Annotated in this window: 17 protein-coding genes; 10 read left to right on the forward strand and 7 right to left on the reverse strand. The window is 34.9% G+C overall.

The window, feature by feature from the left end:
• Positions 1-106: 106 nt before the first annotated feature.
• Positions 107-439: a single-stranded DNA-binding protein gene (locus ABWO08_RS02630; protein ID WP_353083498.1), complete on the forward strand. Its 333-nt coding sequence runs from the start codon at positions 107-109 to the stop codon at positions 437-439.
• Positions 440-491: 52 nt separating this feature from the next.
• On the opposite strand, the gene ABWO08_RS02635 is transcribed toward ABWO08_RS02630, so the two are convergent.
• Positions 492-1,118: a CatA-like O-acetyltransferase gene (locus ABWO08_RS02635; RefSeq protein WP_353083499.1), complete on the reverse strand. Its 627-nt coding sequence runs from the start codon at positions 1,116-1,118 to the stop codon at positions 492-494.
• The gene (gene metG, locus ABWO08_RS02640; protein ID WP_353083500.1) at positions 1,118-3,190 is read right to left on the reverse strand and encodes a methionine--tRNA ligase; all 2,073 of its coding nucleotides are present in this window, start codon (positions 3,188-3,190) and stop codon (positions 1,118-1,120) included. The genes ABWO08_RS02635 and metG overlap by 1 nt, the downstream gene beginning before the upstream one ends.
• A gap of 306 nt (positions 3,191-3,496) precedes the next feature.
• Here metG and ABWO08_RS02645 point away from each other — a divergent pair, with 306 nt between their 5' ends.
• Together ABWO08_RS02645 and ABWO08_RS02650 are read left to right on the forward strand one after the other, a co-directional pair.
• Positions 3,497-4,390: a S66 peptidase family protein gene (locus ABWO08_RS02645; RefSeq protein WP_502902943.1), complete on the forward strand. Its 894-nt coding sequence runs from the start codon at positions 3,497-3,499 to the stop codon at positions 4,388-4,390.
• 77 nt (positions 4,391-4,467) lie between these two features.
• The gene (locus ABWO08_RS02650) at positions 4,468-4,827 is read left to right on the forward strand and encodes a YraN family protein (protein ID WP_353083502.1); all 360 of its coding nucleotides are present in this window, start codon (positions 4,468-4,470) and stop codon (positions 4,825-4,827) included.
• A gap of 6 nt (positions 4,828-4,833) precedes the next feature.
• Here ABWO08_RS02650 and mfd read toward each other — a convergent pair whose 3' ends face one another.
• Positions 4,834-8,124, reverse strand: coding sequence for a transcription-repair coupling factor (gene mfd, locus ABWO08_RS02655; protein ID WP_502902944.1), 3,291 nt, complete (start codon positions 8,122-8,124; stop codon positions 4,834-4,836).
• 84 nt (positions 8,125-8,208) lie between these two features.
• Positions 8,209-8,778, reverse strand: a complete 570-nt coding sequence (locus ABWO08_RS02660) for a hypothetical protein (protein ID WP_353083504.1) — start codon at positions 8,776-8,778, stop codon at positions 8,209-8,211.
• A gap of 159 nt (positions 8,779-8,937) precedes the next feature.
• Between ABWO08_RS02660 and ABWO08_RS02665 the strand changes: the two genes are divergently transcribed.
• Complete coding sequence (locus ABWO08_RS02665; RefSeq protein ID WP_353083505.1) at positions 8,938-9,879, forward strand: L-threonine 3-dehydrogenase; 942 nt, start codon at positions 8,938-8,940, stop codon at positions 9,877-9,879.
• Positions 9,880-9,935: 56 nt separating this feature from the next.
• Here ABWO08_RS02665 and ABWO08_RS02670 read toward each other — a convergent pair whose 3' ends face one another.
• Entirely contained in the window at positions 9,936-10,541 is a 606-nt protein-coding gene (locus ABWO08_RS02670; protein ID WP_353083534.1) for a superoxide dismutase, read from the reverse strand.
• Positions 10,542-10,687: 146 nt separating this feature from the next.
• On the opposite strand from ABWO08_RS02670, the gene ABWO08_RS02675 reads away from it, so the two are divergent.
• The 4 genes from ABWO08_RS02675 (at position 10,688) to ABWO08_RS02690 (ending at position 19,394) form a co-directional block, all read left to right on the forward strand.
• Positions 10,688-13,837 (forward strand): UvrD-helicase domain-containing protein, encoded by a 3,150-nt coding sequence (locus ABWO08_RS02675; RefSeq protein ID WP_353083506.1) that lies wholly within the window; start codon positions 10,688-10,690, stop codon positions 13,835-13,837.
• 34 nt (positions 13,838-13,871) lie between these two features.
• A complete protein-coding gene (gene kbl, locus ABWO08_RS02680) occupies positions 13,872-15,062 on the forward strand; it encodes a glycine C-acetyltransferase (protein ID WP_353083507.1) in 1,191 nt (396 codons plus the stop codon).
• A gap of 85 nt (positions 15,063-15,147) precedes the next feature.
• Positions 15,148-16,575, forward strand: a complete 1,428-nt coding sequence (locus ABWO08_RS02685) for an OmpA family protein (protein WP_353083508.1) — start codon at positions 15,148-15,150, stop codon at positions 16,573-16,575.
• A 62-nt stretch (positions 16,576-16,637) separates the two neighbouring features.
• Complete coding sequence (locus ABWO08_RS02690) at positions 16,638-19,394, forward strand: PD-(D/E)XK nuclease family protein (RefSeq protein ID WP_353083509.1); 2,757 nt, start codon at positions 16,638-16,640, stop codon at positions 19,392-19,394.
• A gap of 9 nt (positions 19,395-19,403) precedes the next feature.
• Here the strand turns inward: ABWO08_RS02690 and ABWO08_RS02695 are convergent, their stop codons facing one another.
• Together ABWO08_RS02695 and ABWO08_RS02700 are read right to left on the reverse strand one after the other, a co-directional pair.
• Positions 19,404-20,186, reverse strand: a complete 783-nt coding sequence (locus ABWO08_RS02695) for an alpha/beta fold hydrolase (protein ID WP_353083510.1) — start codon at positions 20,184-20,186, stop codon at positions 19,404-19,406.
• 97 nt (positions 20,187-20,283) lie between these two features.
• Complete coding sequence (locus ABWO08_RS02700; RefSeq protein ID WP_353083511.1) at positions 20,284-21,576, reverse strand: aminopeptidase P family protein; 1,293 nt, start codon at positions 21,574-21,576, stop codon at positions 20,284-20,286.
• A 307-nt stretch (positions 21,577-21,883) separates the two neighbouring features.
• Between ABWO08_RS02700 and ABWO08_RS02705 the strand changes: the two genes are divergently transcribed.
• Both ABWO08_RS02705 and ABWO08_RS02710 read left to right on the forward strand, forming a co-directional pair.
• Positions 21,884-22,552: a succinate dehydrogenase cytochrome b subunit gene (locus ABWO08_RS02705; protein WP_353083512.1), complete on the forward strand. Its 669-nt coding sequence runs from the start codon at positions 21,884-21,886 to the stop codon at positions 22,550-22,552.
• A gap of 12 nt (positions 22,553-22,564) precedes the next feature.
• Positions 22,565-24,574, forward strand: a complete 2,010-nt coding sequence (locus ABWO08_RS02710; RefSeq protein ID WP_353083513.1) for a fumarate reductase/succinate dehydrogenase flavoprotein subunit — start codon at positions 22,565-22,567, stop codon at positions 24,572-24,574.
• Positions 24,575-24,579 lie beyond the last annotated feature (5 nt).

Here is a 24,579-nt window from a genome sequence, read left to right on the forward strand (position 1 = left end):
TTCACCGAATAAAATTTCAAAACTGCAACAAATTTGTATCGACGAAAGCAATTGAATTCACCTGCTTTTTTCAAAAGTAATTTAAACAATTTAAAATTTAAACGCCATGAATGCATTAAGAAACCGAGTACAATTAATTGGACATGTAGGACAAGACCCAGAAATCAAAACCCTTGAAGGAGGTAAAAAAGTAGCCAATATTACCATCGCAACCAACGAGGTATATTATAAAGAAAATGGTGACAAAGTCGAACAAACGGAATGGCACCGAGTAACCGCTTGGGGCAAAACTGCCGATATTATTGAAAAATATGTAACTAAAGGAAAAGAAATTGCCATTGAAGGGAAACTAGCCCACCGTTCCTACGATGATAAAAACGGCGAAAAACGTTACGTGACCGATGTAGTTGCAAATGAAATTTTGCTTTTAGGGAAGTAGTAAATTCTAACTAACCTCAATAATAATTCATTTTGGGGTTAGTTAAATTTATTTAAGTATTCATCAATTTTTCCAAGTATTCAATAAATAGTCCTACATGATAACCATCCATTAAACCGTGGTGAACATGAATTGAAATTGGCATTGTTTTTTTACCTTTTTCTTCGGTTATTTTTCCAAAGGATATTTTAGGACAACTGTCGGGCCAAGTGAAACTTCGTGCATGGCTAAACGATTCAAATTTTATCCAAGGTAAAGCCGAAAAATGAATTAAATTCTCGCCATATTCTTCTCGAGTAAATAGGCCTGTAGTAGTTTGAATTCGGGCAATTTCTTTTTTTACTATTTCAGAAAATTGAATTGCATCTTCATGATATTCCATTAACGAAAAGCTAAATGTTTTATCTTCTCGCAATACCGTTGCCGAAGCATTTATTTGATCAAAGACATAAACTTCGTCACCAATAATTCGGTAGCGAAAGGATTCTATAGCATTTACAGCAACTAAGGTTTTATGAAGATAATAGGAGAAAAACGAAACTCCTAATTCTCTTGATTTTTCAAATGCTTTAGTACAATCTATTGTAGTGGTAACTCCAAAAAAGGGTTCTTCCATTTGTTTAAAAAATAAGAAATGCTCCTTTCTATTCCAGGTATCTAGATTTAGTTTTTGCTTCATTAGCTAATTAATGCGCCATTCGCTACGCCGTCTACATCCGGATTTACAAATACCAACTTCCCTTCGGCGTTGTTACTCATCAAAATCATTCCTTGACTTTCAACTCCGCGTAAAGCTCTTGGAGCCAAGTTCACTAAAACTGTAACGCGTTTTCCAATCACTTCTTCCGGTGAAAAATGTTCAGCAATTCCAGAAACGATAGTTCTTACATCTATTCCGGTATCTACTTTTAATACTAAAAGTTTGTTGGCTTTAGGCATTTTTTCGGCTTCCAATATTGTTCCAACACGCAAATCTAATTTTGAAAAATCATCGAAAGTTGCGGTTTCTTTTTGTGGTTCAATCATTGCGAGGGACGAAGCAATCTCTTCCACATTTGCTTTTTTGGTAGCTTCAAGTTTGTCAATTTGTTTTTGAATTTCAGCATCTTCAATTTGGGCAAATAATATTTCCGCTTCTCCAATTTGGTGTCCTGAAGGAAGTAAATCACTTCTTTCAGAAATGTCATTCCAACCCAAGTTTAAATCGGTTTTTAATATTCCTGACAATTTACAAGCGGTAAACGGCAAGAAGGGCTCACACAACACGCGTAAAGCAGCTGCAATTTGCAAAGCCACATACATTTGCGTTTGCACGCGATCGGGATCGGTTTTCACCATCTTCCATGGCTCTTCATCAGCCAAATATTTATTCCCTAAACGCGCTACATTCATCAATTCACCTTGCGCTTCTCTAAAGCGATAACGCTCAACAGAACTTGAAATCACTGCTGGATAGGCTTTTAATTCGGCTAAAGTTTGTTCGTCAATTACATTAAACTCATTTGGTTGTGGAACAATTCCGTTGTAGTATTTATTGGTTAAAACCACCACGCGATTGATGAAATTCCCAAAAATAGCAGCCAATTCATTGTTGTTCCTCGCTTGAAAATCCTTCCAAGTGAAATCATTATCTTTATTTTCTGGTGCATTTGCCGTTAAAGCATAGCGCAACGAATCTTGTTTATCAGGAAAATCTAATAAATATTCGTGCAACCAAACGGCCCAGTTTTTAGAAGTCGAAAGTTTGTTTCCTTCTAAATTCAAAAACTCATTTGCCGGCACATTATCTGGTAAAATATAACTTCCTTCGGCTTTCAACATTGCTGGAAAAATAATACAGTGAAACACAATATTGTCTTTTCCAATAAAGTGGACTAATTTCGTTTCGGCATCTTTCCAATACGGTTCCCAAGCTTTTCCTTCACGAGCAGCCCATTCTTTGGTAGCCGAGATATAGCCAATTGGCGCATCAAACCACACATATAATTTTTTTCCTTCGGCACCAGCCACAGGAACATCAATTCCCCAATCTAAATCACGGGTAACCGCACGAGGTTTTAAACCATCGTCCAACCACGATTTCACCTGACCTAAAACATTGTTTTTCCAATCTTTTTCATGACCTACTAAAATCCAATCTTTCAAGAAATCTTGGTATCGATCTAAAGGTAAAAACCAATGTTTAGTCGATTTTAAAATAGGTGTTTCCCCTGTAATGGTTGACTTCGGGTTAATTAAATCGGTAGCATTTAAGGTTGACCCACATTTTTCACATTGATCGCCATAAGCCTCTCCGTTGTTGCATTTTGGGCAAGTTCCAATCACAAAGCGATCGGCAAGAAACTGATCGGCTTTAGCATCATACAATTGCTCGGTAACTTCTTCTATGAAATCGCCGTTATCGTATAATTTTTTAAAAAATTCCGATGCGGTATCGTGGTGAATTTTTGATGAGGTTCGCGAATAATTATCAAATGAAATTCCAAAATCAATAAACGACTTGCGGATAATTCCGTCGTATTTATCAATCACTTCTTGCGGTGTGATGCCTTCCTTTTTGGCCTTCATAGAAATGGCAACGCCGTGTTCATCGCTTCCGCAAACGAAAAGCACCTCTCTACCTTGCAAACGCAAGTAACGTGCATAAATATCCGACGGCACATAAACACCTGCCAAATGCCCTATATGAATTGGCCCGTTCGTGTAAGGCAACGCAGCCGTAATGGTATATCTTTTTGGATTTTCTAACATGATAATTCGCTATATAAAATGCAAAAATAAGCAATTATTTATTGTCATAGTGAGTAACGTGGCAATCTGAATCAATTTGCTTCTCTAATTTGCTTTTTTGGAGCTTGGGTCCAGCTTTACACTGCAATCTTTTCATTTTTAAAGAAAAAATGAAAAGGATTTCCGTTTCAATCTGGGCTAGGCTTTTAATTTCATTACAACTTAATTTATATATTTGTATTTGATTTTTCAATAATCAAAATGAAAAAATACCTATTCTATTTTCTTATTTCTTTAGTTTTTACTAACCTTCATGCACAAAAAAAGATGATTATACCTCCCTATTTAAAAAAAGGCGATACCATTGCCATAGTTGCAACTGCTCGTAAAAATGTGGAAGAAAACTTACAAACTGCAATTGGTTGGTTGCACAACTGGGGATTGGAAGTGGTAATTGGGAAAACCATTGGGTTAGATAACAACCAACTTGCCGGCACCGACCAAGAGCGTGCTGCCGATTTTCAAGCCATGATGGACAACCCAAACATCAAAGCAATATGGTGCGTTCGCGGAGGTTATGGAACGGTAAGAATGATCGATTTACTCGATTTTACAAAATTCAAGCAGTCACCAAAATGGATAGTTGGCTTTAGTGATGTAACGGTTTTGCACAGCCATTTAAATAATTTAGGATTTGCCTCCATTCACGGGATTATGCCGGTTAGCGTGAAAGCAACCGAAGAAGCCAAAGAAAGTTTGCGAAAAGCATTATTTGGAGAAGCTTTAGCATATACCGTTCCGTGCGAGCCAATGAACCGCTATGGCTCAGCTAAAGGTGAATTAGTGGGTGGGAATTTATCTATTTTGTACAGTCTTTTGGGTTCTACTTCCGCTATCGATTGCACCGATAAAATCCTTTTTATGGAAGACCTCGACGAGTATTTATACCACATCGATCGCATGATGATGAACTTGAAACGCAATGGATGTCTAGAAAGTTTGAAGGGCATCATTGTTGGCGGTATGACCAAAATGCACGACAACGAAATCCCTTGGGGGAAAAATGCCCTCGAAATCATTGACGATGTAACCAAAACCTATAACATTCCTGTAATTTATAATTTCCCAGCAGGACATTCTGCCGATAACCACGCCCTAGTTCTCGGCAAACAAGTAACCCTTGAGGTAAACGATTTAGAGAGTAAAGTAACATTTGATTAACGAATTAAGATTAACGATTGCTGAAGTAAGAAGTAATCTAAAAATCAAAAATCGTTAATCTTCAATCAGCAATCGATATGGCCGAACACAACGAACTTGGCAAGCAGGGCGAAGCACTAGCTGTAGAATTTCTTCAGCAAAAGGGCTACGAAATTCTTGAAACCAACTGGACATTCCAAAAAGCCGAAATAGATATTATTGCCCAAAAACAAAGCGTCTTAGCCATAGTAGAAGTCAAAACCCGTTCGTCTATAGATTTTGGTTTGCCCCAAGATTTTGTTACCCCAAAGAAAATCCAACTGCTTGTAAAAGCCGTTAACGAGTATGTGCTGGCTAAAGATTTAGAGGTGGAAGTGCGCTTTGATATTATTGCCATACACAAAGAAGGAACGGAATATAATCTGGAACATATTGAAGAAGCATTTTATTATTTTTAATAAAACCTACATTTTCTCCATTAATTCCAAAGCCTTATTAATTGACTTTACATTTTCGAAAGTCAATAACAAACGCAAGCCGTTTTTGGTTTCTTTTTCTTTCATTTTACAAAGGGCGCTGTTGTGTTGTACAAACTGCACCATTTTCATAAAACGATTGGATTGGTAAAAATCACTTTGTTGATCGCCCACAAAATAGCCCACCATTTTACCTTGTTTCAAAACTAATTTTTCTATACCAATGCTGGTTGCTTTCCATTTTATGCGGATGGAGTTGAGTAAGGCTACCGCTTCTTTTGGCAAAGCGCCAAATCTATCGGTAAGTTTTTGTTCGTATTTTAGTAATGCTTCTTCGTCTTTTATAGCGCTCAGTTCGTTATACAAACTCAATCGCTCGGTAATATTATTGATGTAATCATCTGGAAACAGTAATTCGAAATCGGTGTCAATTTGTAAATCTTTGACATATTCTTTGGTTTCGATGTTGTTTTCGGTTGGGTATAATTCTTTGAATTCATTTTCTTTCAATTCCTCAATGGCCTCATTCATGATTTTTTGATAGGTATCAAATCCGATATCATTGATAAAACCACTTTGTTCGCCACCTAATAAATCCCCTGCACCACGAATTTCTAAATCTTTCATCGCAATATTTATACCGCTTCCAAGTTCTGAAAATTGCTCCAATGCCTGAATACGTTTCCGGGCATCATCGGTCATTGCAGAATAAGCTGGGGTAATGAAATAGCAAAACGCCTTCTTGTTACTTCGTCCCACACGACCCCGCATTTGATGCAAATCAGACAGTCCAAAATTATTGGCGTTATTAATGAAAATCGTATTGGCATTAGGCACATCCAAACCGCTTTCAATAATCGTGGTGGCAACCAACACATCAAATTCGCCATTCATAAAAGCCAACATTAATTCTTCAAGTTTCTTGCCATCCAATTGGCCGTGGCCAATACCAACTCGGGCATCGGGAACCAAACGCTGGATCATTCCGGCAACTTCTTTAATATTTTCAATACGGTTGTTGATGAAGAAAACTTGTCCGTTTCGCTGAATTTCATAAGAAATGGCATCCCGAATTAACTCTTCTTGAAAACGAACCACATGCGTTTCAATTGGATATCTATTGGGTGGTGGCGTAGTTATTACCGACAAATCTCTTGCCGCCATTAATGAAAACTGCAGGGTTCTTGGTATTGGGGTTGCCGTTAAAGTTAAGGTATCCACATTGGCAGAAATCGTTTTGAGTTTGTCTTTTACATTTACTCCAAATTTCTGTTCTTCGTCAATAATCAATAACCCCAAATCTTTGAATTGCACATTATTGTTGACTAGTTGGTGCGTTCCAATAATAATATCAAGTTTCCCTTCGGCTAATTCTTTAAGGGTTTCGGTTTTTTCTTTGGCGGTTCTAAAACGGTTTAAATACCCAATGGTAACCGGCATTTCTTTAAGTCGTTCGGTAAACGTTCTGAAATGTTGGTACGCCAAAATAGTTGTGGGCACCAAAACAGCCACTTGTTTTCCGTTATCCACTGCTTTAAATGCAGCTCGAATAGCTACTTCGGTTTTCCCAAAACCAACATCACCACACACCAATCGGTCCATTGGGCGATCGTTTTCCATATCCAATTTTACATCGGATGTTGCAGTAATTTGATCGGGAGTGTCTTCATATATAAACGAACTTTCAAGCTCTTTTTGCAGGTAACTATCCGTTGCGCAAGCAAATCCTTTTTCCAATCTTCGCTTAGCGTACAACTGAATTAAATTGAATGCAATGTGTTTAACTCGTGCTTTGGTTTTTTGTTTTAAGGCCTTCCAAGCATTTGAACCTAATTTATAAATTTTTGGCGGAGCGCCATCTTTTCCATTGTATTTGGATATTTTATGCAGCGAATGAATACTTACATACACAATATCATTATCAGCATAAACCAGTTTTATGGCTTCTTGCGTTTTACCTTCCACCTGAATTTTCTGTAAACCACCAAATTTTCCAATTCCATGGTCAATGTGGGTTACATAATCACCAACGGTTAGTAAATTCAGTTCTTTTAGCGTGATGGTTTGCTTTTTGGAATACCCGTTTTTGATGCTAAATTTATGGTAGCGTTCAAATATTTGGTGGTCGGTATAATAGGCAATTTGATGTTCTTCGTCAATAAAACCTTGATAAAGCGGAAAAACTACGGCTTGGTATTGCTTCCGGATGCTCTCGTGATTTTCTTCATCGATATCTTCAAAAATATCATGAAAACGATTCGCCTGACTTTCATTGGAACAGAATAAATAATTCTTAATTCCGTTGGAATTGTTATCGTTTAAATTATTTAGCAATAAATCAAATTGCTTGTTGAAAGAAGGTTGCGGTTGGATATGAAATTCCACCGTTTTATCTATCGAAAATGTAGGCGTATTGCTTAATTCAACCACCGAAAAATGAAGCGCTTTTTTTAGAAATTGCTTTTGATTAACAAATAACTCCTCTGGAACTAATCGGTTTACGGTGGCATCTAATTTTGAAAAGGCTTCGGTTGCTTTATCGAAATATTTGTCTAATTGTTGTCCGGTAAAATCAGTATCCTGAATAAAAAGTACCGTTTTTTCGGAAATATAATCAAGGAAGCTTTCTCGGTTTTCTTCAAAAAATTTATTTTCCATATTTGGAATGATGGAAACCTTCTTTAATTTTTCAATTGAAAGTTGGGTTTCTACATCAAAACTCCGAATAGAATCTACTTCGTTACCAAAAAACTCTATTCGATACGGATTGTCATTAGAGAACGAAAATACATCTACAATTCCTCCACGAACCGAGAATTCTCCGGGCTCGGTTACAAAATCTACTCTTTTAAAATTGTATTCAAACAGCACTTCGTTGATAAAATCAATGGCTAATTTGTCGTTTATCGAAATCTTGAATGTATTTTTTTCAAGTTCCTTTTTGGTAACTACTTTTTCAAAAATAGCCTCGGCGTAGGAAACAATTATTGCTGGTTTTTTGCGCGAATTTATTCGATTTAAAACCTCCGATCGAAGTAAAATATTGGCATTATCGGTTTCGTCAATTTGGTAGGGACGGCGGTACGAACCCGGATAAAACAATACATCTTGGTCGTTCAATAGCTGCTCTAAATCGTTGAGGTAATAGGCCGCTTCTTCTTTATCGTTAAATAATAAAAGAAAGGGCAACTCTGCTTTTTCAAAAGCAGCTTCAATTACCAAAGACAAGGCCGAACCCAATAATCCTTTAGCATTTACTTTGCAATCGCGTTGTTGAATTGCGTTGGCTAACTGCTGAACTTTGGTCGAATTTTGATAAACGGAAGTAAAACTACTTTTATTCAAGAGGGGGATTTTTGAAATTTAGTTTGGAATGGCTCTAGTAGTATCCTTCATTTTGATGAGGTCTTGCTCGCCTTCTTCCATTGGAATCTGACTACGCTTTACAATTTCTTCCATTTGCAATTGAAAGTAGTCAATTTCTGTATTGAGCTCATTCACTAGTTTTATAACTTTTTGCTCCGGAATTTGACGCAAATGAATGTATAAATCCAAACTTTTAACTTTGGTTATAATAACCGAAATTCTACTTTTTATTTGTTGGTTATCAAATTCAAAGGGGATATTCATTTGCAAATCCATTGCTTTTTTAGACAAAACTGCTGCTTTTTTTTGAAATGCGCCAATGCTGCTTTTTGGCTTCTGATTGATTTCAGTAATGAAGTTGCGCCATTCTACCCAATTATTAATTTTTGATTGCGTAGTAGCTTCAATAGGAGAAATATCAAATACCCATCCACGCTCTATAATGTTAAAGATGACTTCTCGTTTTTCAGCTTCTTTTTGTTGCTCCACAATTAATTCCTTGTTGTTGTTTTGACAAGAAACAAGCAAAAGAAGTATCAAAAGAAAATAAAAGCTTTTAAAAGGCATGGCGCTAGTTTGAATTAGAATACAAAAATACAAAAGTAGTAGTTTTGTTTTAGAGATTTTGTGAAAGGATTGATAAATGTTTTTTAGCGGCAAGGTTGGCTGAATTGTTTTCAAAATTCTTTACGAAATCGTTATATTTGTAGCACAAACAAACTAATTATGTCTACCAAAATATTGATTATTGGTGCTTGCGGTCAAATTGGAACCGAGTTAACTACAAAACTGCGAAGCATTTATGGAAATGATAATGTCATTGCCTCTGATATTAGAAAGCTAAATAATGATATCGTAAACAACGGAATTTTTGAAGTTGTAAATGCCTTAGATTACAATCAAATTCAACATTTAGTAGAGCAATATGAAATTACTGATGTCTATTTAATGGCGGCTTTATTATCGGCTACAGCCGAAAAAAACCCTGCCTTTGCTTGGGACTTAAATATGAATTCGTTGTTTCATGTCTTGAATTTGGCGAAAGCTAAAAAAATCAAAAAAATATTTTGGCCCTCGAGTATAGCCGTTTTTGGACCAACAACTCCGAGAGAAAACACACCACAATATACCATTATGGAGCCCACCACGGTTTACGGAATAAGTAAACAAACCGGGGAACGCTGGTGCGAATATTACCACCACCAATATGGAGTGGATGTGCGAAGCATTCGGTATCCAGGTTTAATCAGTTGGACTACCGAGCCAGGAGGAGGCACCACCGATTATGCTGTAGATATTTACCATAAGGCATTGAAGAAAGGGAAGTTTGAGTGCTTTCTTTCGGAAGAAACAAAGTTGCCCATGATGTATATGGACGATGCCATTAGAGCCACTGTAGAAATTATGCAAGCCGATAAAGAGGATGTGAAAATTAGATCGTCTTATAATTTGGCGGGGATAAGTTTTACGCCAGCTGAGATTGCCGAAGAAATCAAAAAACACATTCCGAATTTTACAATTTCCTATAAACCCGATTTTAGACAAAAAATTGCCGATAGCTGGCCAGCATCAATTGATGATTCTTCTGCAAGAGAAGATTGGGGTTGGAAACACGAATATGAAATGGATTCGATGACCGAGGTGATGTTACAAAATTTAATGAAATAGCATAAAAAAATCCCAATCATGAATTGGGATTTTTTTATATGAAAAGGGACTAATTATTATTTAGCCGATTCGTATCTTTTAGAAACTTCTGCCCAATTAATTACATTGAAGAAAGCTTCAATATAATCAGGACGACGGTTTTGATAGTTTAAGTAATACGCATGTTCCCAAACATCCATTGCAAGAATTGGAAATCCGCCGCAACCTACACCAGGCATTAATGTATTATCTTGATTTGGTGTTCCACACACTTCTAGTTTACCGTCTTTAACACAAAGCCAAGCCCAACCTGATCCAAATTGTGTAGCTCCCGCTTTGGCAAATGCTGCTTTAAAATCTTCAAATGAACCAAAATCTTTTTCAATAGCCGCAAGTAATTCGCCTGTTGGCAATCCGCCACCATTTGGAGACATTACAGTCCAAAACAAATTGTGATTGTAAAATCCACCACCATTATTTCGAATGGCTGCTTTAGTCATATCCAAATTTTTAAGGATTTCTTCGATAGATTTTCCTTCTAATTCGGTTCCTGCAATGGCAGCATTTAAGTTGGTCGTGTATGCATTATGATGTTTTGAATGGTGAATTTCCATTGTGCGTGCATCAATATGTGGTTCTAACGCATCGTAAGCGTAAGGTAATTGAGGTAATTCAAATGCCATAATATATTTATTATTTGTTAATACTAAAATTGATTTCAAATTTATACATTTAACTTCTAAAACAGAAATTCTATTTATCAATTAACAAATAATTAAAATTGGTTTACTTTTATCAAATAAATTTTCAAAACAGAACTACATAATATATGACCCAAAATAAACCCGCTTTTTCTTTATATGATGCTTCGGCAGGTTCTGGAAAAACCTATACTTTGGTAAAAGAATACCTTAAAATTATTCTGTTATCCAAAAAACCAGATGCCTATCGATCCATACTTGCCATCACTTTTACAAATAAAGCGGTGCATGAAATGAAAAGCAGGGTTGTGGAGAGTTTGACTCAGTTTACGAAAGACAAACCTTCTGAAAAAGCTTTTGAATTAATGCAAGTTATTAATGCCGAAACCAGCTTGAGTTTGCAAGATATTCAGTTGAAAGCAAAGAGTATTATTAAAAATTTGATTCATAATTATGCGGCTTTTGATATTTCTACTATTGATAAATTTACCCATCGTGTAATTCGAACTTTTGCCCACGATTTAAATTTACCCATCACTTTTGAAGTTTCTTTGGATACCGAAAACTTGTTGACAGAAGCAATCGATGCTTTAATTGCTCAGGCAGGAGAGGATGTTACGTTAACTAATTTGTTAGTTGAATTTACCATGCAAAAAACTGATGAGGATAAATCTTGGGATGTTTCTCGGGAAATTATGGACACTGGTAAATTAATCTTAGACGAAAATAATCGGGAAGAAATCAAGCATTTTAATGATAAATCCATTTCTGAATTTGTAGAAATAAAAAAGAAATTACAAGCGCTTTCCAAAGAAATTGAAGATGAAACAGTTGAAATGGCCAATCTAGCCATGCGACTGATAAACGAAAAAGGGATTGATGTAAAATCATTTTCAGGAGGGTATTTACCTAAGCATATTGAAAGTATCCAAAATCGGAAATTTAATCCAGGCAATAAAACGTATCGCGAACCAGAAGACATAAAAATTAATAAAACTGCCAAAGATTCAGCCATTATTGAAGGAATAATTCCTGATTTATTAGTTGTTCTTGAGGCAATTTATATCAAATTTGAAAGTCGGAATTTTTACGAAGCGTTCCTAAAAAATATTACACCACTTTCTTTATTGAATACGGTCAGTAATGAATTGGCTAAAATTCAAAAAGAGCAAAATATACTTTCAATATCTGAATTTAATAAGTTAATAAATGAGCAAATTCAAAACCAACCGGCGCCATTTATTTACGAACGATTAGGAGAACGTTACCGCCATTTTTTCATAGATGAATTTCAGGATACTTCCGAAATGCAATGGCAAAATTTGATTCCATTAATAGATAATGCGTTGTCAAGTGAAGACATGCAGGGCGAAAGAGGGTCATTGCTTGTGGTTGGTGATCCAAAGCAATCCATTTACAGATGGCGCGGTGGTAAAGCCGAGCAATTTATTGAATTAGCAAAAGGCGCAAATCCATTTGTAAATCCAGATTGGAAACCTTTTAGTTTGGATACCAATTATAGAAGTTATTCGGAGGTAATTGATTTCAATAATAAGTTTTTTAAGTATTTGTCGGGTGAATTTGAAAACAAAGATTATAAAGATTTGTATGAAAATCACAGCCATCAAAACGAGAACAATAAAAAAGGCGGATTGGTTTCGATTTCTTTTTTACCAAAAGTAGACGAAGATGAGGAAGAAGAAAATTCGGACAAATTTCAAATGTATCTCAAGGCAACTTTAGCCAAAATTGAAGAAATAAAAAAGAACGGATTTAAAAATAAAGATATTGTAATTCTAACCCGCAAAAAAAATCAAGGGACAGCAATTGCAAATTATTTAACCGAAAACGGAGTCTTAATTTTATCTTCTGAAAGTATATTGATTGGTGCCTCAACAGAAGTGCAGTGTGTAATTAATTTCTTACGCTATTTAAAAAACAGTAACGATCAAGAATCAAAAGCGCAGTTTTTGTATTATTTGGCGGTAAATCACCAACATAATTTACCTATTTCTGACTTTATTGCTCATGGCATTTCATTAAAAAAAGAAAAGGAGTTTCAAGATTGGTTGTTGAAATTTGATTTGAATTTTTCTTTTGATGTTTGTAGAAAAAAATCACTTTATGAAGCAACAGAAATTATTATTTCTAAAGTGATTCCGGTTGCGAAACGCAATGCCTACATTCAATATTTCTTAGATATAGTTTTGGAAAGAGATTTAAAAAATCAAGCTGGAATTTCTGATTTTCTATCCTACTGGAATAAAAACGGAGAAAAACTAAGTATTCCATCGCCTGAGGGAAATGACGCCGTTCGAATTATGACCATTCATAAATCAAAGGGATTGGAATTTCCGGTGGTAATTTTGCCTTTTGCAGAACAAGATTTTAGTCGGGCTCCAAAAGAAAAAATTTGGCTTAATGCCGATGAAAATGAAATTGGAATTTCAAAAGCATTAGTAGATAAAAGTAGTAAAGTGGAAAGTTATGGTGCAGATGCTTCTCAAATATACAAACAGAAAAAGCAGGAAGACACCTTAGATATAATTAATGTGCTTTATGTTTCTTTAACGCGTGCCGAAGAGCAATTGCATGTAATTTCGGCAATGAATATTAAAAAAGACGGCACATTGCCAAGTAATTTATCATCTTATTTTATTGGTTTTTTGAAAGACAAAGGATTTGATGAAAGTAAATTGGTATACGAATTTGGGCAACCAAAGAAATTATCTCAAGAAAAAGAGGACGATAAGGAACTATTACAAATTCAACAAGTAGCCGATCCGTTAGATCTTAAAAGCATAAAAATTGCTCAACGAGAAAGTATTATGTGGAATACCAAGCAACAAAATGCTATTGAATATGGAAATACAATTCATGAAATACTTTCTTTCATTAAAACAAAAAACGATGTTGATTTGGCTATCACTAAAGCCATTGAAAATGGATTAATTGTGCCTGCGCAAAAAGTTGAAGTGACCAAAACAATTAGCGAAATTGTATCACATACTGAGTTGGTTGATTTCTTTGCGGATGAGGTTCAAGTGTTAAACGAAAAAACAATTATACAAAAAGGAGGAAACTTGGTAAAACCCGACCGAATGGTGCTAACTAAATCGAATGAAATTTATTTATTGGATTATAAAACGGGATCTCATTTGCCGAAACACCAAGTGCAATTGGAAAATTATCAAAAAGCCATTGAAGAAATGGGATATAAAGTGGTTAAAAAAGCACTGATTTATATTGGAGAAAACTGCAATATTGTAAATTTGTAGCCGCAATTAATTTTAAAACTAACAATACCAAAATATGTACGGAAAAATCCAACAACACTTACAAAATGAATTAAATGCCATTGAGCAAAATGGAATTTTTAAAAGAGAGCGCATCATCACCTCTACTCAAGGAGCAGAAATAACGGTTAATGGAAAAACGGTTTTAAATTTTTGTGCTAATAATTATTTGGGGTTGTCTTCTCATCCCGAAGTAATTCAGGCGGCGAAAGACGCTTTAGATTCCCATGGTTTCGGAATGTCATCGGTGCGTTTCATTTGCGGAACGCAGGACATTCATAAAACTTTAGAAAAAAAGATTGCCGAATTTTACAGAACGGAAGACACCATATTATATGCAGCTGCTTTTGACGCTAACGGAGGGGTTTTTGAACCACTTTTAGGCGAAGAAGATTGCATAATTTCGGACAGTTTAAATCACGCTTCAATTATTGATGGCGTTCGTTTATGTAAAGCTGTTCGATATAGATACGAAAATTCCAATATGGAAGATTTAGAACAACAATTAATTAAAGCAACACAAGCGGGACATCGTTTTAAGTTAATTGTAACTGACGGAGTTTTCTCTATGGATGGAATTGTAGCTCCGCTGGATAAAATTTGTGATTTGGCAGATAAATATGATGCCTTAGTAATGGTAGATGAATGCCATGCAGCCGGATTTATAGGCGCAACGGGTAAAGGCACACTTGAAGCTAAAGGTGTTATGGGAAGAGTAGACATCATTACCGGAACTCTTGGAAAAGCACTTGGGGGCGCCATGGGAGGATATACAACCGCTAAAAAAGAAGTAATAGAAATCTTACGTCAGCGTTCGCGTCCGTATTTATTTTCAAATTCTTTGGCACCTGCTATTGTAGGTGCATCAATTAAGGTGTTTGAACTTCTAGAAAAGGACACAACATTAAGAGATAAATTAGAGTGGAATACCAATTATTTCAAAGCTGGATTACGAGCAGCCGGAATCGATTTTATTGACGGGGATTCTGCTATAGTCCCAGTAATGCTTTATGATGCCAAGCTTTCTCAGGTAATGGCAGAAGAACTTTTAAAGAAAGGAATTTACGTAATTGGCTTCTTTTATCCAGTTGTTCCAAAAGATAAAGCGAGAATTCGAGTTCAGCTTTCTGCAGCTCATTCTAAAGAACATTTAGACCAAGCAATAAATGCATTTATTGAAGTAGGTAAATCCTTAACAATCATTTAATATAGAATTATAGCGTTAATATTTTGATAATTCATTTATAGGTATTACTTTTGCACTATTATATATATAATTTAAATAATTAAGTATGAAACAAGTAAACAAATTTATTACTGCTGCATTGTTGCTAATGGGATTAGTTTCTCAGGCTCAAGACAGCGACAATTCATGGGCAGTGTCTTTCGGGTTTAATGCGGTAGACACTAGAGTAAGTGCTAGTAGGAGCGGATTAGGATTTTTAGACAAACAATTTTCTCAAACATTTGATGCCAATGATAATTGGAACATTTTGCCTTCAGTATCTTATCTTAGTTTAACTAAGTATATTGGAGATGGATTTTCTTTTGGAGCAACAGGATCTTTTAATAAAATCTCAAAATTTGTCAATTTTGATCCAACAGCTGCAAATGCTGATCCACGTGGAATGGTGGTGTCAAATCCAGGTGATTTAGGATTTTATGCAATCGATGGAATTGTAAGTTATAGCTTCCAAGATATAATTAAATCTAAAACAATCGAACCATCAGCTCACGTAGGAGGTGGATACACTTTTTTTGGAAAAGCATCTTATGGAACAATTAATGCAGGTTTGGGATTGACATACTGGTTTTCAAAACAAGTAGGTTTACAATTACAATCTACATATAAAAACTCATTTAATTCTTCAAGAATTATTAACCAAGATGTTCCAAGTTATATGCAACATGCTGCTGGAATTGTTTTCAAATTCGGAGCAAAAGATACTGACGGTGACGGGATTTACGATCGCTTAGATGCTTGTCCAGAAGTAGCTGGTCCTAAAGAATTCAACGGATGTCCTGATACCGATGGAGATAAAATTATAGATAAAGATGATTCTTGTCCAGAAGTTGCAGGTTTAGCTGCTTTTAATGGTTGTCCTGATACAGACGGAGACGGAATCGCAGATAAAGAAGATGCTTGTCCAGAAGTTGCTGGCATCAAAGCTTTAGCAGGTTGTCCAGATGCTGATGGAGATGGAATTACTGATAAATCAGACAAATGTCCTCAAGTTAAAGGTCCAAAAGAAAATGGAGGTTGCCCATGGCCAGATTCAGACGGAGATAAAGTTTTAGATAAAGACGATAAATGTCCTGAAGTTGCAGGAACTGTAGCTAATCAAGGTTGTCCAGAAATGAATGATGACGCTGAGAAAAAATTAAATGAGTACGCTAAAACAATTTTATTTGATAGCGGAAAAGCATCATTCCAAAAACAAACTTATTCAGTATTAAAATCTATTACTGCAATATTAAAAGAGTATCCAAGTGCTAAATTCAGCATTGAAGGACACACTGATATTACAGGAACTGCTGCATTAAATCAAAGATTATCTGAAGAAAGAGCATCTGCAGTTAAAGGTTATTTAGTAGAAAATGGAGTTGCAGCTGACAGATTAACTTCATCTGGTTTTGGTCAAAATAAACCAATCGATTCTAACAAAACTAAAGCTGGTAAAGCTAACAACAGAAGAGTTGAAGTGAAATTAGTAAAATAATTTCTAACCAAATATTTTAAGAAACGCCCCGATATTCGGGGCGTTTTTTTTATATTTATCCGATGGAAAACACTTCTTTCTTACATAAACTTGCACAAGTACTATTAAAGGAATATTCGGATAAGTTATCTGATACTATTATTATTCTACCAAATAGAAGAGCAAAGGTATTTCTTATCGATGCATTGTTAAAGCAAACACCAAATACCATTTTTGCTCCTGAAATAATTAGTATTGAAGATTTTGTGCAAGATATTGCAGGAATTAGAGCAATAGATAGTGTAGAATTACTATTTGAGTTTTATGCTGTATACCTTGAAATCACAGCTACTGATCAAGAATCTTTTGAGACATTTGCAAATTGGGCTAAAACACTTTTACAAGATTTTAATGAAATTGATCGCTATTTATTAGATCCTGATAAGGTTTTAAAGTATTTAGAAAATATTAAAGAGATCGAACACTGGTCGGTTGACATTGATAAACGTACTGAGTTAATTGAAAAGCATCTTATTTTTTGGAAAAAATTACCAGTATATTATCACTCTCTATACCAACATTTATTTGAAAAAGGCATCGGTTATCAAGGTTTGATTTATAGAGAAGCAGTAAATAATCTTAATCATTTTTCTGAATTAGTAAAAGATAAAAAATACATTTTTGCCGGATTTAATGCACTTAATCAAGCTGAAGAGAAGATCGTACAACATCTTTTAACTCTTGATAAAGCCAAAATATTTTGGGATATTGATTCTGTCTTCATTAATGATAAGCAACACGATGCCGGACTTTTTCAGCAACGATTTCAAGCAGAATGGCCTTATTATAAATCCAATCCCTATGAATGGATTGCTAATGATTATAAACAGGAGAAAAATATTCAAGTAATTGGAACTCCAAAATCAATAGGTCAAGCAAAGATTGTAGGTAGCTTAATTGAAAAACACAGCCATGAGTTGGAGGGCAAATTACAAAATGTTGCCGTTGTACTCGGAGAAGAAAATCTGTTACTTCCTATCTTGTATTCTTTGCCAAGTAATGCTGGAGCTCTTAATATAACTATGGGTTTTTCTAGTAAGAATAACCCCGCACAATTACTTGTAGCCAAACTCTTTAAAATGCATACCAATGCATTGACAAGAAATTCTAAAAGTTATGTCTTTTATTATAAGGAGGTTTTAGATATTTTGACTCATCCACTTTTGGAAAGTTACCTAAATACTTCCGATCTAGTATATTGTATCAACCAAAATAATTTTACATTTATTTTACATTCTAAGTTGGAAGATTTGCATCCAAATGGGAATGAATTGTTTCAATTATTATTTCAAAAATGGGAAAATGATCCACTCAAAGTATTAGAAAATATATCTCAAATATTATTACTAATAAAAGCAAATTTGAGTAAAGATACCGAAGAAGAAAAAATAACAAATGCCTTCGTTTATTCTATTTATAAAATAATAAATCAGTTAATTTCCTATTTTTCAACTACAACCAATGTAAATTCAATTGATACGCTATATGCAATTTATAAGCAAATTGTAGATGTTGCCGAAGTTTCTTTTGAAGGAGAGCCATTAAATGGTTTGCAAATTATGGGGGTTTTAGAAAGTAGGGTACTGGATTTCGAAACGGTCATTATCACTTCGGTAAATGAAGGTAAATTCCCTGCTGGAAAAAGCATGAATTCTTTTATTCCTTTTGATGTAAAGAGAGAATTAGGGTTGCCAACATTTAAAGAAAAAGATGCAATTTATACCTATCATTTTTATCATTTGTTGCAACGTGCAAAGAATGTCTATTTGTTATATAATTCAGATAGCGAAGGTTTAGACGCGGGAGAAAAAAGTCGTTTTATCACTCAATTAGAAGTAGAAAAACAAGACAATCACAACTTAACTTTTCAAATATATAATGCTGAGGTTCCAGAAATGTCAGCGCAACCAGTAATAATACCAAAATCTGATAGTGTCCTAATTCGACTTAAAGAAATTGCTGAAAAAGGGTTTTCACCTTCATCATTGACAACCTATATTCGAAATCCAATCCAATTTTATTTTCAACGAATATTACGAATCTCTGAAGCAGATGAAGTAGAAGAAAACATCGCTGCCAATACATTAGGAACTATTATTCACGGAGTATTAGAAGAATTATACAAGCCACTTATTGGCAAAATTATAATTGAAAATGATATTGAAAATTGCTTTAAAAAAGTCGATGAAGAAGTATTAAAACAATTTAAATTAAAATATAAAGAAGGAGAAATTAAAAAAGGTAGAAATCTATTAGCTTTTGAAGTTGCCAAACGAAATGTCCAAAATTTCTTAAAAATCGAATTAGAATCAATAATAAAAGGAGATCAAATTCAAATTATTGCTCTCGAATCGAAACTTGAGCGCGTATTAGAACACCCAAAATTACCTTTCCCAGTTAAGATTGCCGGGAATGTAGACCGTATTGAAAACCGCGACGGAAAAATTAGAATTATCGATTATAAAACTGGGAAGGTTGATAAAAACGATGTTATCCTAAAAACATGGCAAGACCTTACCAAAGACATTGGAAATGATAAAATTATCCAAATTCTAGCGTATGCATTTATGTACCAACCAGATTCTAAAGGTTTAGAGATGGAAGCCGGAATTATTTCGTTTAAGAATTTAAAATCGGGATTTTTGCCATTTAATTTTAAATCAGAAACTGGATTGGAACAAGTTATCACACCCGAAATAATGGAAAGTTATATCGAAGAAATTGTTGTATTATTAAATGAGATTTTCAATTCAGAAATGCCATTTGTAGAAACGAACTAAAATCAATTTTTAAATTGATTTTAAAAAGCGAAGAAGTTCTATTTCCAATTCTGATTTGTTTTCCATGTGACTCATGTGTCCGTCAGGAAAAGTTGTGAGCAGTACCGATGTGCCTTCTATTTGGGTCAAATTATCCTTATAAATTAACACTTCATCTTTTTCGCCAAGAATCAGTTGAATTGGATAGTTGGCCAAATGCAAAATAACCTTTCGATCTTTTCGGATTTTCATTCCTTCTAATGCTGCAACTACTCCTTGTAATGGAGTTTTTAGCGCTTCCAATTTTACTTTTTCGATAGCATCTGCAAGTAAATATCTGTTGTTTTCACTAAATAAATTGGCAATACTCATTCGCACAAATGCAGAATAATTTTGTTTCACTGCAACAATAGCGCGGTCTCTATTTTTTTTACGATCAGGGCTATCGGCTCGTGAAGTGGAGTTTAAAAGCACCAACCCTTTCATGAAATCTGGGTATAATTCGGCGAAAGCCAATGCAACATAACCGCCCATGGAGTGCCCAACAAAAACGGTCTTACGAATTTTTAACTCATGTAAAACAGCATGAACAATATCGGCTTGATCCTCCATTGAATGCACATAGCCCATGCATTCGGTTTGGCCGTGGCCCAATAAATCTATGGTAATAATGCGGTATTTTTTTGAAAGTTCTGGCACCAATTCATCCCACATCGATTGGTTTTCTAAAAAACCATGCAGCAACACTACCGCCATGCCTTTGCCTTGATCGGTGTAGGAAATTTTTGTGTTTTTGTAATGCTGCATTTTCATAGTTGCAAAAATAGATTTTTTAACTGCAAATTCAAGTCAACTTTAAGCATAAAAAAAGGCTCACTTTCGTAAGCCTTTATATTTAAATTTTTGAACATTATGAGTTCATCAAACTTTCAATTTCTTCCACTTCAATTGGGATATTTCGCATTAAGTTGAATGCTTCCCCTTTGGCTTGAATTACCATGTCATCTTCAATTCGAATTCCGAATCCTTCGGCTGGAATATAGATTCCTGGCTCTACAGTAAATACCATGTTGGCTTGCATTGGCTCGTGCAACAACCCATAATCATGAGTGTCCAATCCCATGTGATGCGAAGTGCCATGCATGAAATATTTTTTATAAGCAGGCCAATCCGGATTTTCATTCTGAACATCGGCTTTGTCAATTAATCCTAGTCCTAAAAGTTCAGAGGTCATGAATTTACCAACTTCTACATGGTATTGTTTCCATAACGTTCCTGGAACCAACATTTTTGCAGCTTCATTTTTAACTCGTAAAACCGCATTGTAAACTTGTTTTTGCCTGTCAGTAAAACGACCAGAAACAGGAATTACACGCGTCATATCACTTGAATAATTAGCATATTCGGCACCTACATCTAATAACAATAAATCGCCGGCCTTACATTGCTGGTTGTTTTCAATGTAATGCAATACATTTGCATTGGCACCCGATGCAATAATTGGGGTATAAGCAAATCCTTTTGATCTGTTTCTTAAAAATTCGTGAGCAAATTCGGCTTCAATTTCATACTCCATTACATTTGGCTTAACAAAATTCAAAATTCGGCGAAAGCCTTTTTCTGTAATAGCACAAGCTTGCTGAATTAAATCGAGTTCTTGACTTTCTTTAACTGAGCGAATGCGTTGTAAAATTGGATTCGATTTTTCTACTTTGTGTGCTGGATAGTTTTCTTTCCACCATTTAATAAAACGTGCTTCGCGAGTTTCGGTTTCAATAGTAGCTCGATAATGCTCATTCGTATTGATATAAATAGTATCCGAATAACTCATGATTTCCTTTAAAGTTTTATGAAAATCTTGTAACCAAATTACGGTTTTTACCCCCGATACTTCAAAAGCTCTTTCTTTAGTTAGTTTTTCACCTTCCCAAACTGCAATATGTTCATTGGTTTCTTTTAAGAAAAGAATTTCTTTCAAGTTTTCATAAGGTGCATCTGGAAAAAGCAATAAAATGCTTTCTTCTTGATCAACACCTGATAAATAAAAGATGTCTCGGTGTTGGGCAAAAGGCAAAGTACTATCTGCAGAAACGGGATAAATATCATTGGAGTTAAAAACTGCAACGCTATTTGGCTTCATTTGTGAAGTAAATTTAGCTCTGTTTTTGATAAACAGATTACGGTCTATTTGATGGTATTTCATAGAAATAATATTATGCAATTCTAAATTATCTTCAAAAATAGAAAGATTATAACTAATAGCGGTTATATCCGGTTATATTTTTAATAAATATATAAATGTATTTTCAATTTTAGTATGGGAATAAAGAATCGTTTCTTTTTTAAAATATTTTGTTTAACTAAAATTGTTGATTTTTAACATATTATAGTTTGACATTCAACAAGTGTTAAACCCACTTTAAACTAATTATAAATTATTGCGAAAAGGTTGTAGTATATATGAAATTGCAGTATTTTTGTTTGATTTTTATATATTAATTAAAACAACCATGGCAAAATCTACTTTTTTGAGTTCTTCCATTGCAAGGAAAGTTGCAATGGCTCTTTCGGGACTCTTTTTGATTACCTTTTTAGCACTTCATTTTTTTATAAACCTTACTTCTGTTTTTAGCGAAGAAGTTTTTAATGCTTGTTCTCATTTTATGGGATACAATCCTTTAATACAATTTGTGATGCAGCCCATTCTAGTAGCTGGAGTTGGCTTCCATTTTGTAATGGGAATCATATTAGAAGCACAAAATAATAAAGCAAGGCCAGTAGCTTATGCTAAATACAATGGAGCAGCAAATGCTTCTTGGGCATCTAGAAATATGATAGTTTCTGGACTTGTAGTTTTAGCATTTTTAGGATTACATATGTATGATTTTTGGGTACACGAAATCGTATACAAATACGTAGAAGTAAACGCAATCGAAGAATCAAGATATTATTCTGAGTTGGTTGCTAAATTTGAATCCCCAATCCGTACAGGATTATACAGCATTTCTTTTTTATTGCTTTCATTACACTTATGGCATGGATTCAGTTCTGCTTTTCAATCGGTAGGGTTCAATAATAAATTTTCTAAAGGAGTTCAAAAATTTGGATATGCTTTTGCAATAATTATTCCTTTCGGATTTATTTTCATTGCTTTATTCCACCATTTTTTCAATAATTAATATTTCATACTAATGAAGTTAGATTCTAAAATACCAGAAGGACACATTTCTCAGAAATGGACCGATTATAAAGACCACTTAAAATTAGTTGCTCCAAATAATAGACCAAAAATAGATATTATTGTAGTTGGAACAGGATTGGCCGGAGCTTCTGCAGCAGCTTCTTTTGGAGAAATGGGTTATAATGTAAAAGCATTTTGTTTTCAAGATTCGCCACGTCGTGCGCACTCAATTGCAGCTCAAGGGGGAATCAATGCAGCAAAAAATTATCAAAATGACGGAGATAGTATCTTCCGGTTATTCTATGACACCATTAAAGGGGGAGATTATAGAGCTCGTGAAGCTAACGTGCATCGTTTAGCTGAAGTTTCTGGAAACATCATCGACCAATGTGTGGCTCAAGGAGTTCCATTTGCTAGAGATTATGGCGGATTGCTTGACAACCGTTCCTTTGGAGGAACCCAAGTTCAAAGAACTTTTTATGCTGCTGGTCAAACAGGGCAACAATTATTATTAGGGGCTTATTCTGCATTATCAAGACAAATTGGTTTAGGACGTGTTAAAATGTTCAACCGTCACGAAATGCTAGATTTAGTAAAAGTTGATGGTAAAGCTCGTGGAATTATTGCCCGTAATTTAATTACAGGTGAGTTAGAAAGACATTCAGCTCATGCGGTTGTAATTGCTTCGGGAGGATATGGAAATGTTTATTTCCTTTCTACAAATGCTATGGGAAGTAATGTTTCTGCAGGTTGGAAAGTTCATAAGCAAGGGGCTTTATTTGCTAATCCATGCTTTGTTCAAATTCACCCAACATGTATTCCGGTGCACGGAACGAATCAAGCAAAACTGACATTAATGTCGGAGTCATTGCGTAATTCAGGACGTATTTGGGTGCCAAAGAAAAAAGAAGATGCTGAAGCTATTCGTGCAGGTAAATTAAAGCCAACTCAAATAGCCGAAGAAGATAGAGATTACTACTTAGAAAGAAAATATCCATCCTTTGGAAATTTAGCTCCGAGAGATATTTCTTCTAGAGCAGCTAAAGAAGTATGTGATGCAGGTCATGGGATAGAGTCTAATGATACCAACGAAGGAGTTTATTTAGATTTCTCTACAGAGATTCAAAATAAAGGGAAACAGGCGGCTTATGCTAATGGTAATCACAACCCTTCAGCAGATGAAATTACCGCATTGGGTAAACAATGGCTTAAAGAAAAGTACGGTAACTTGTTTACTATGTATCAGAAAATTACAGATGAAAATCCATACGAAACGCCAATGAAAATTTACCCAGCAGTACACTATACCATGGGAGGTGTTTGGGTAGATTATAATTTACAATCAACTATTCCTGGATGTTTCGTTGCTGGGGAAGCAAACTTCTCTGATCACGGAGCAAATCGTCTAGGAGCTTCTGCATTAATGCAAGGCTTGGCAGATGGTTATTTTGTATTGCCTTATACGGTTTCTAATTATTTGGCAGATGAAATCCGAACTGGAAAAATTTCTACAGAAACTCAAGAATTTATCGATGCAGAAAATAGAGTTAAAGACTCAATTGATAAGTTTTTAAATAATAAAGGTTCTAAATCAGTGGATCATTTTCACAAGCGTTTGGGATTAATTATGTGGAATAAAGTAGGGATGGGGAGAAATGAAGCAGGCTTAAAAGAAGCTATTGCAGAAATTACTGCTCTTAAAGAAGAGTTCTACAAAGAAGTAAATGTTCCAGGAAGCGCTAATGAATTTAACCCTCAACTAGAAAAAGCACTTCGTGTAGCTGATTTTATTGATTTAGGACAATTAATGGCAATGGATGCATTACAAAGAAATGAATCTTGTGGAGGTCACTTCCGTGAAGAATACCAAGATTCTGAAGGGGAAACACTTCGTGATGATAAAAACTTCTCTTTTGTAGGAGCATGGGAATATAAAGGAAATGACATCAGTCAAGAAGTACTTCACAAAGAAGAATTGAAATACGAGTTTATCAAAATTGCAGCTAGAAATTACAAATAATAGAA

The organism is Flavobacterium sp., assembly GCF_040383245.1.
Lineage (GTDB): Bacteria > Bacteroidota > Bacteroidia > Flavobacteriales > Flavobacteriaceae > Flavobacterium.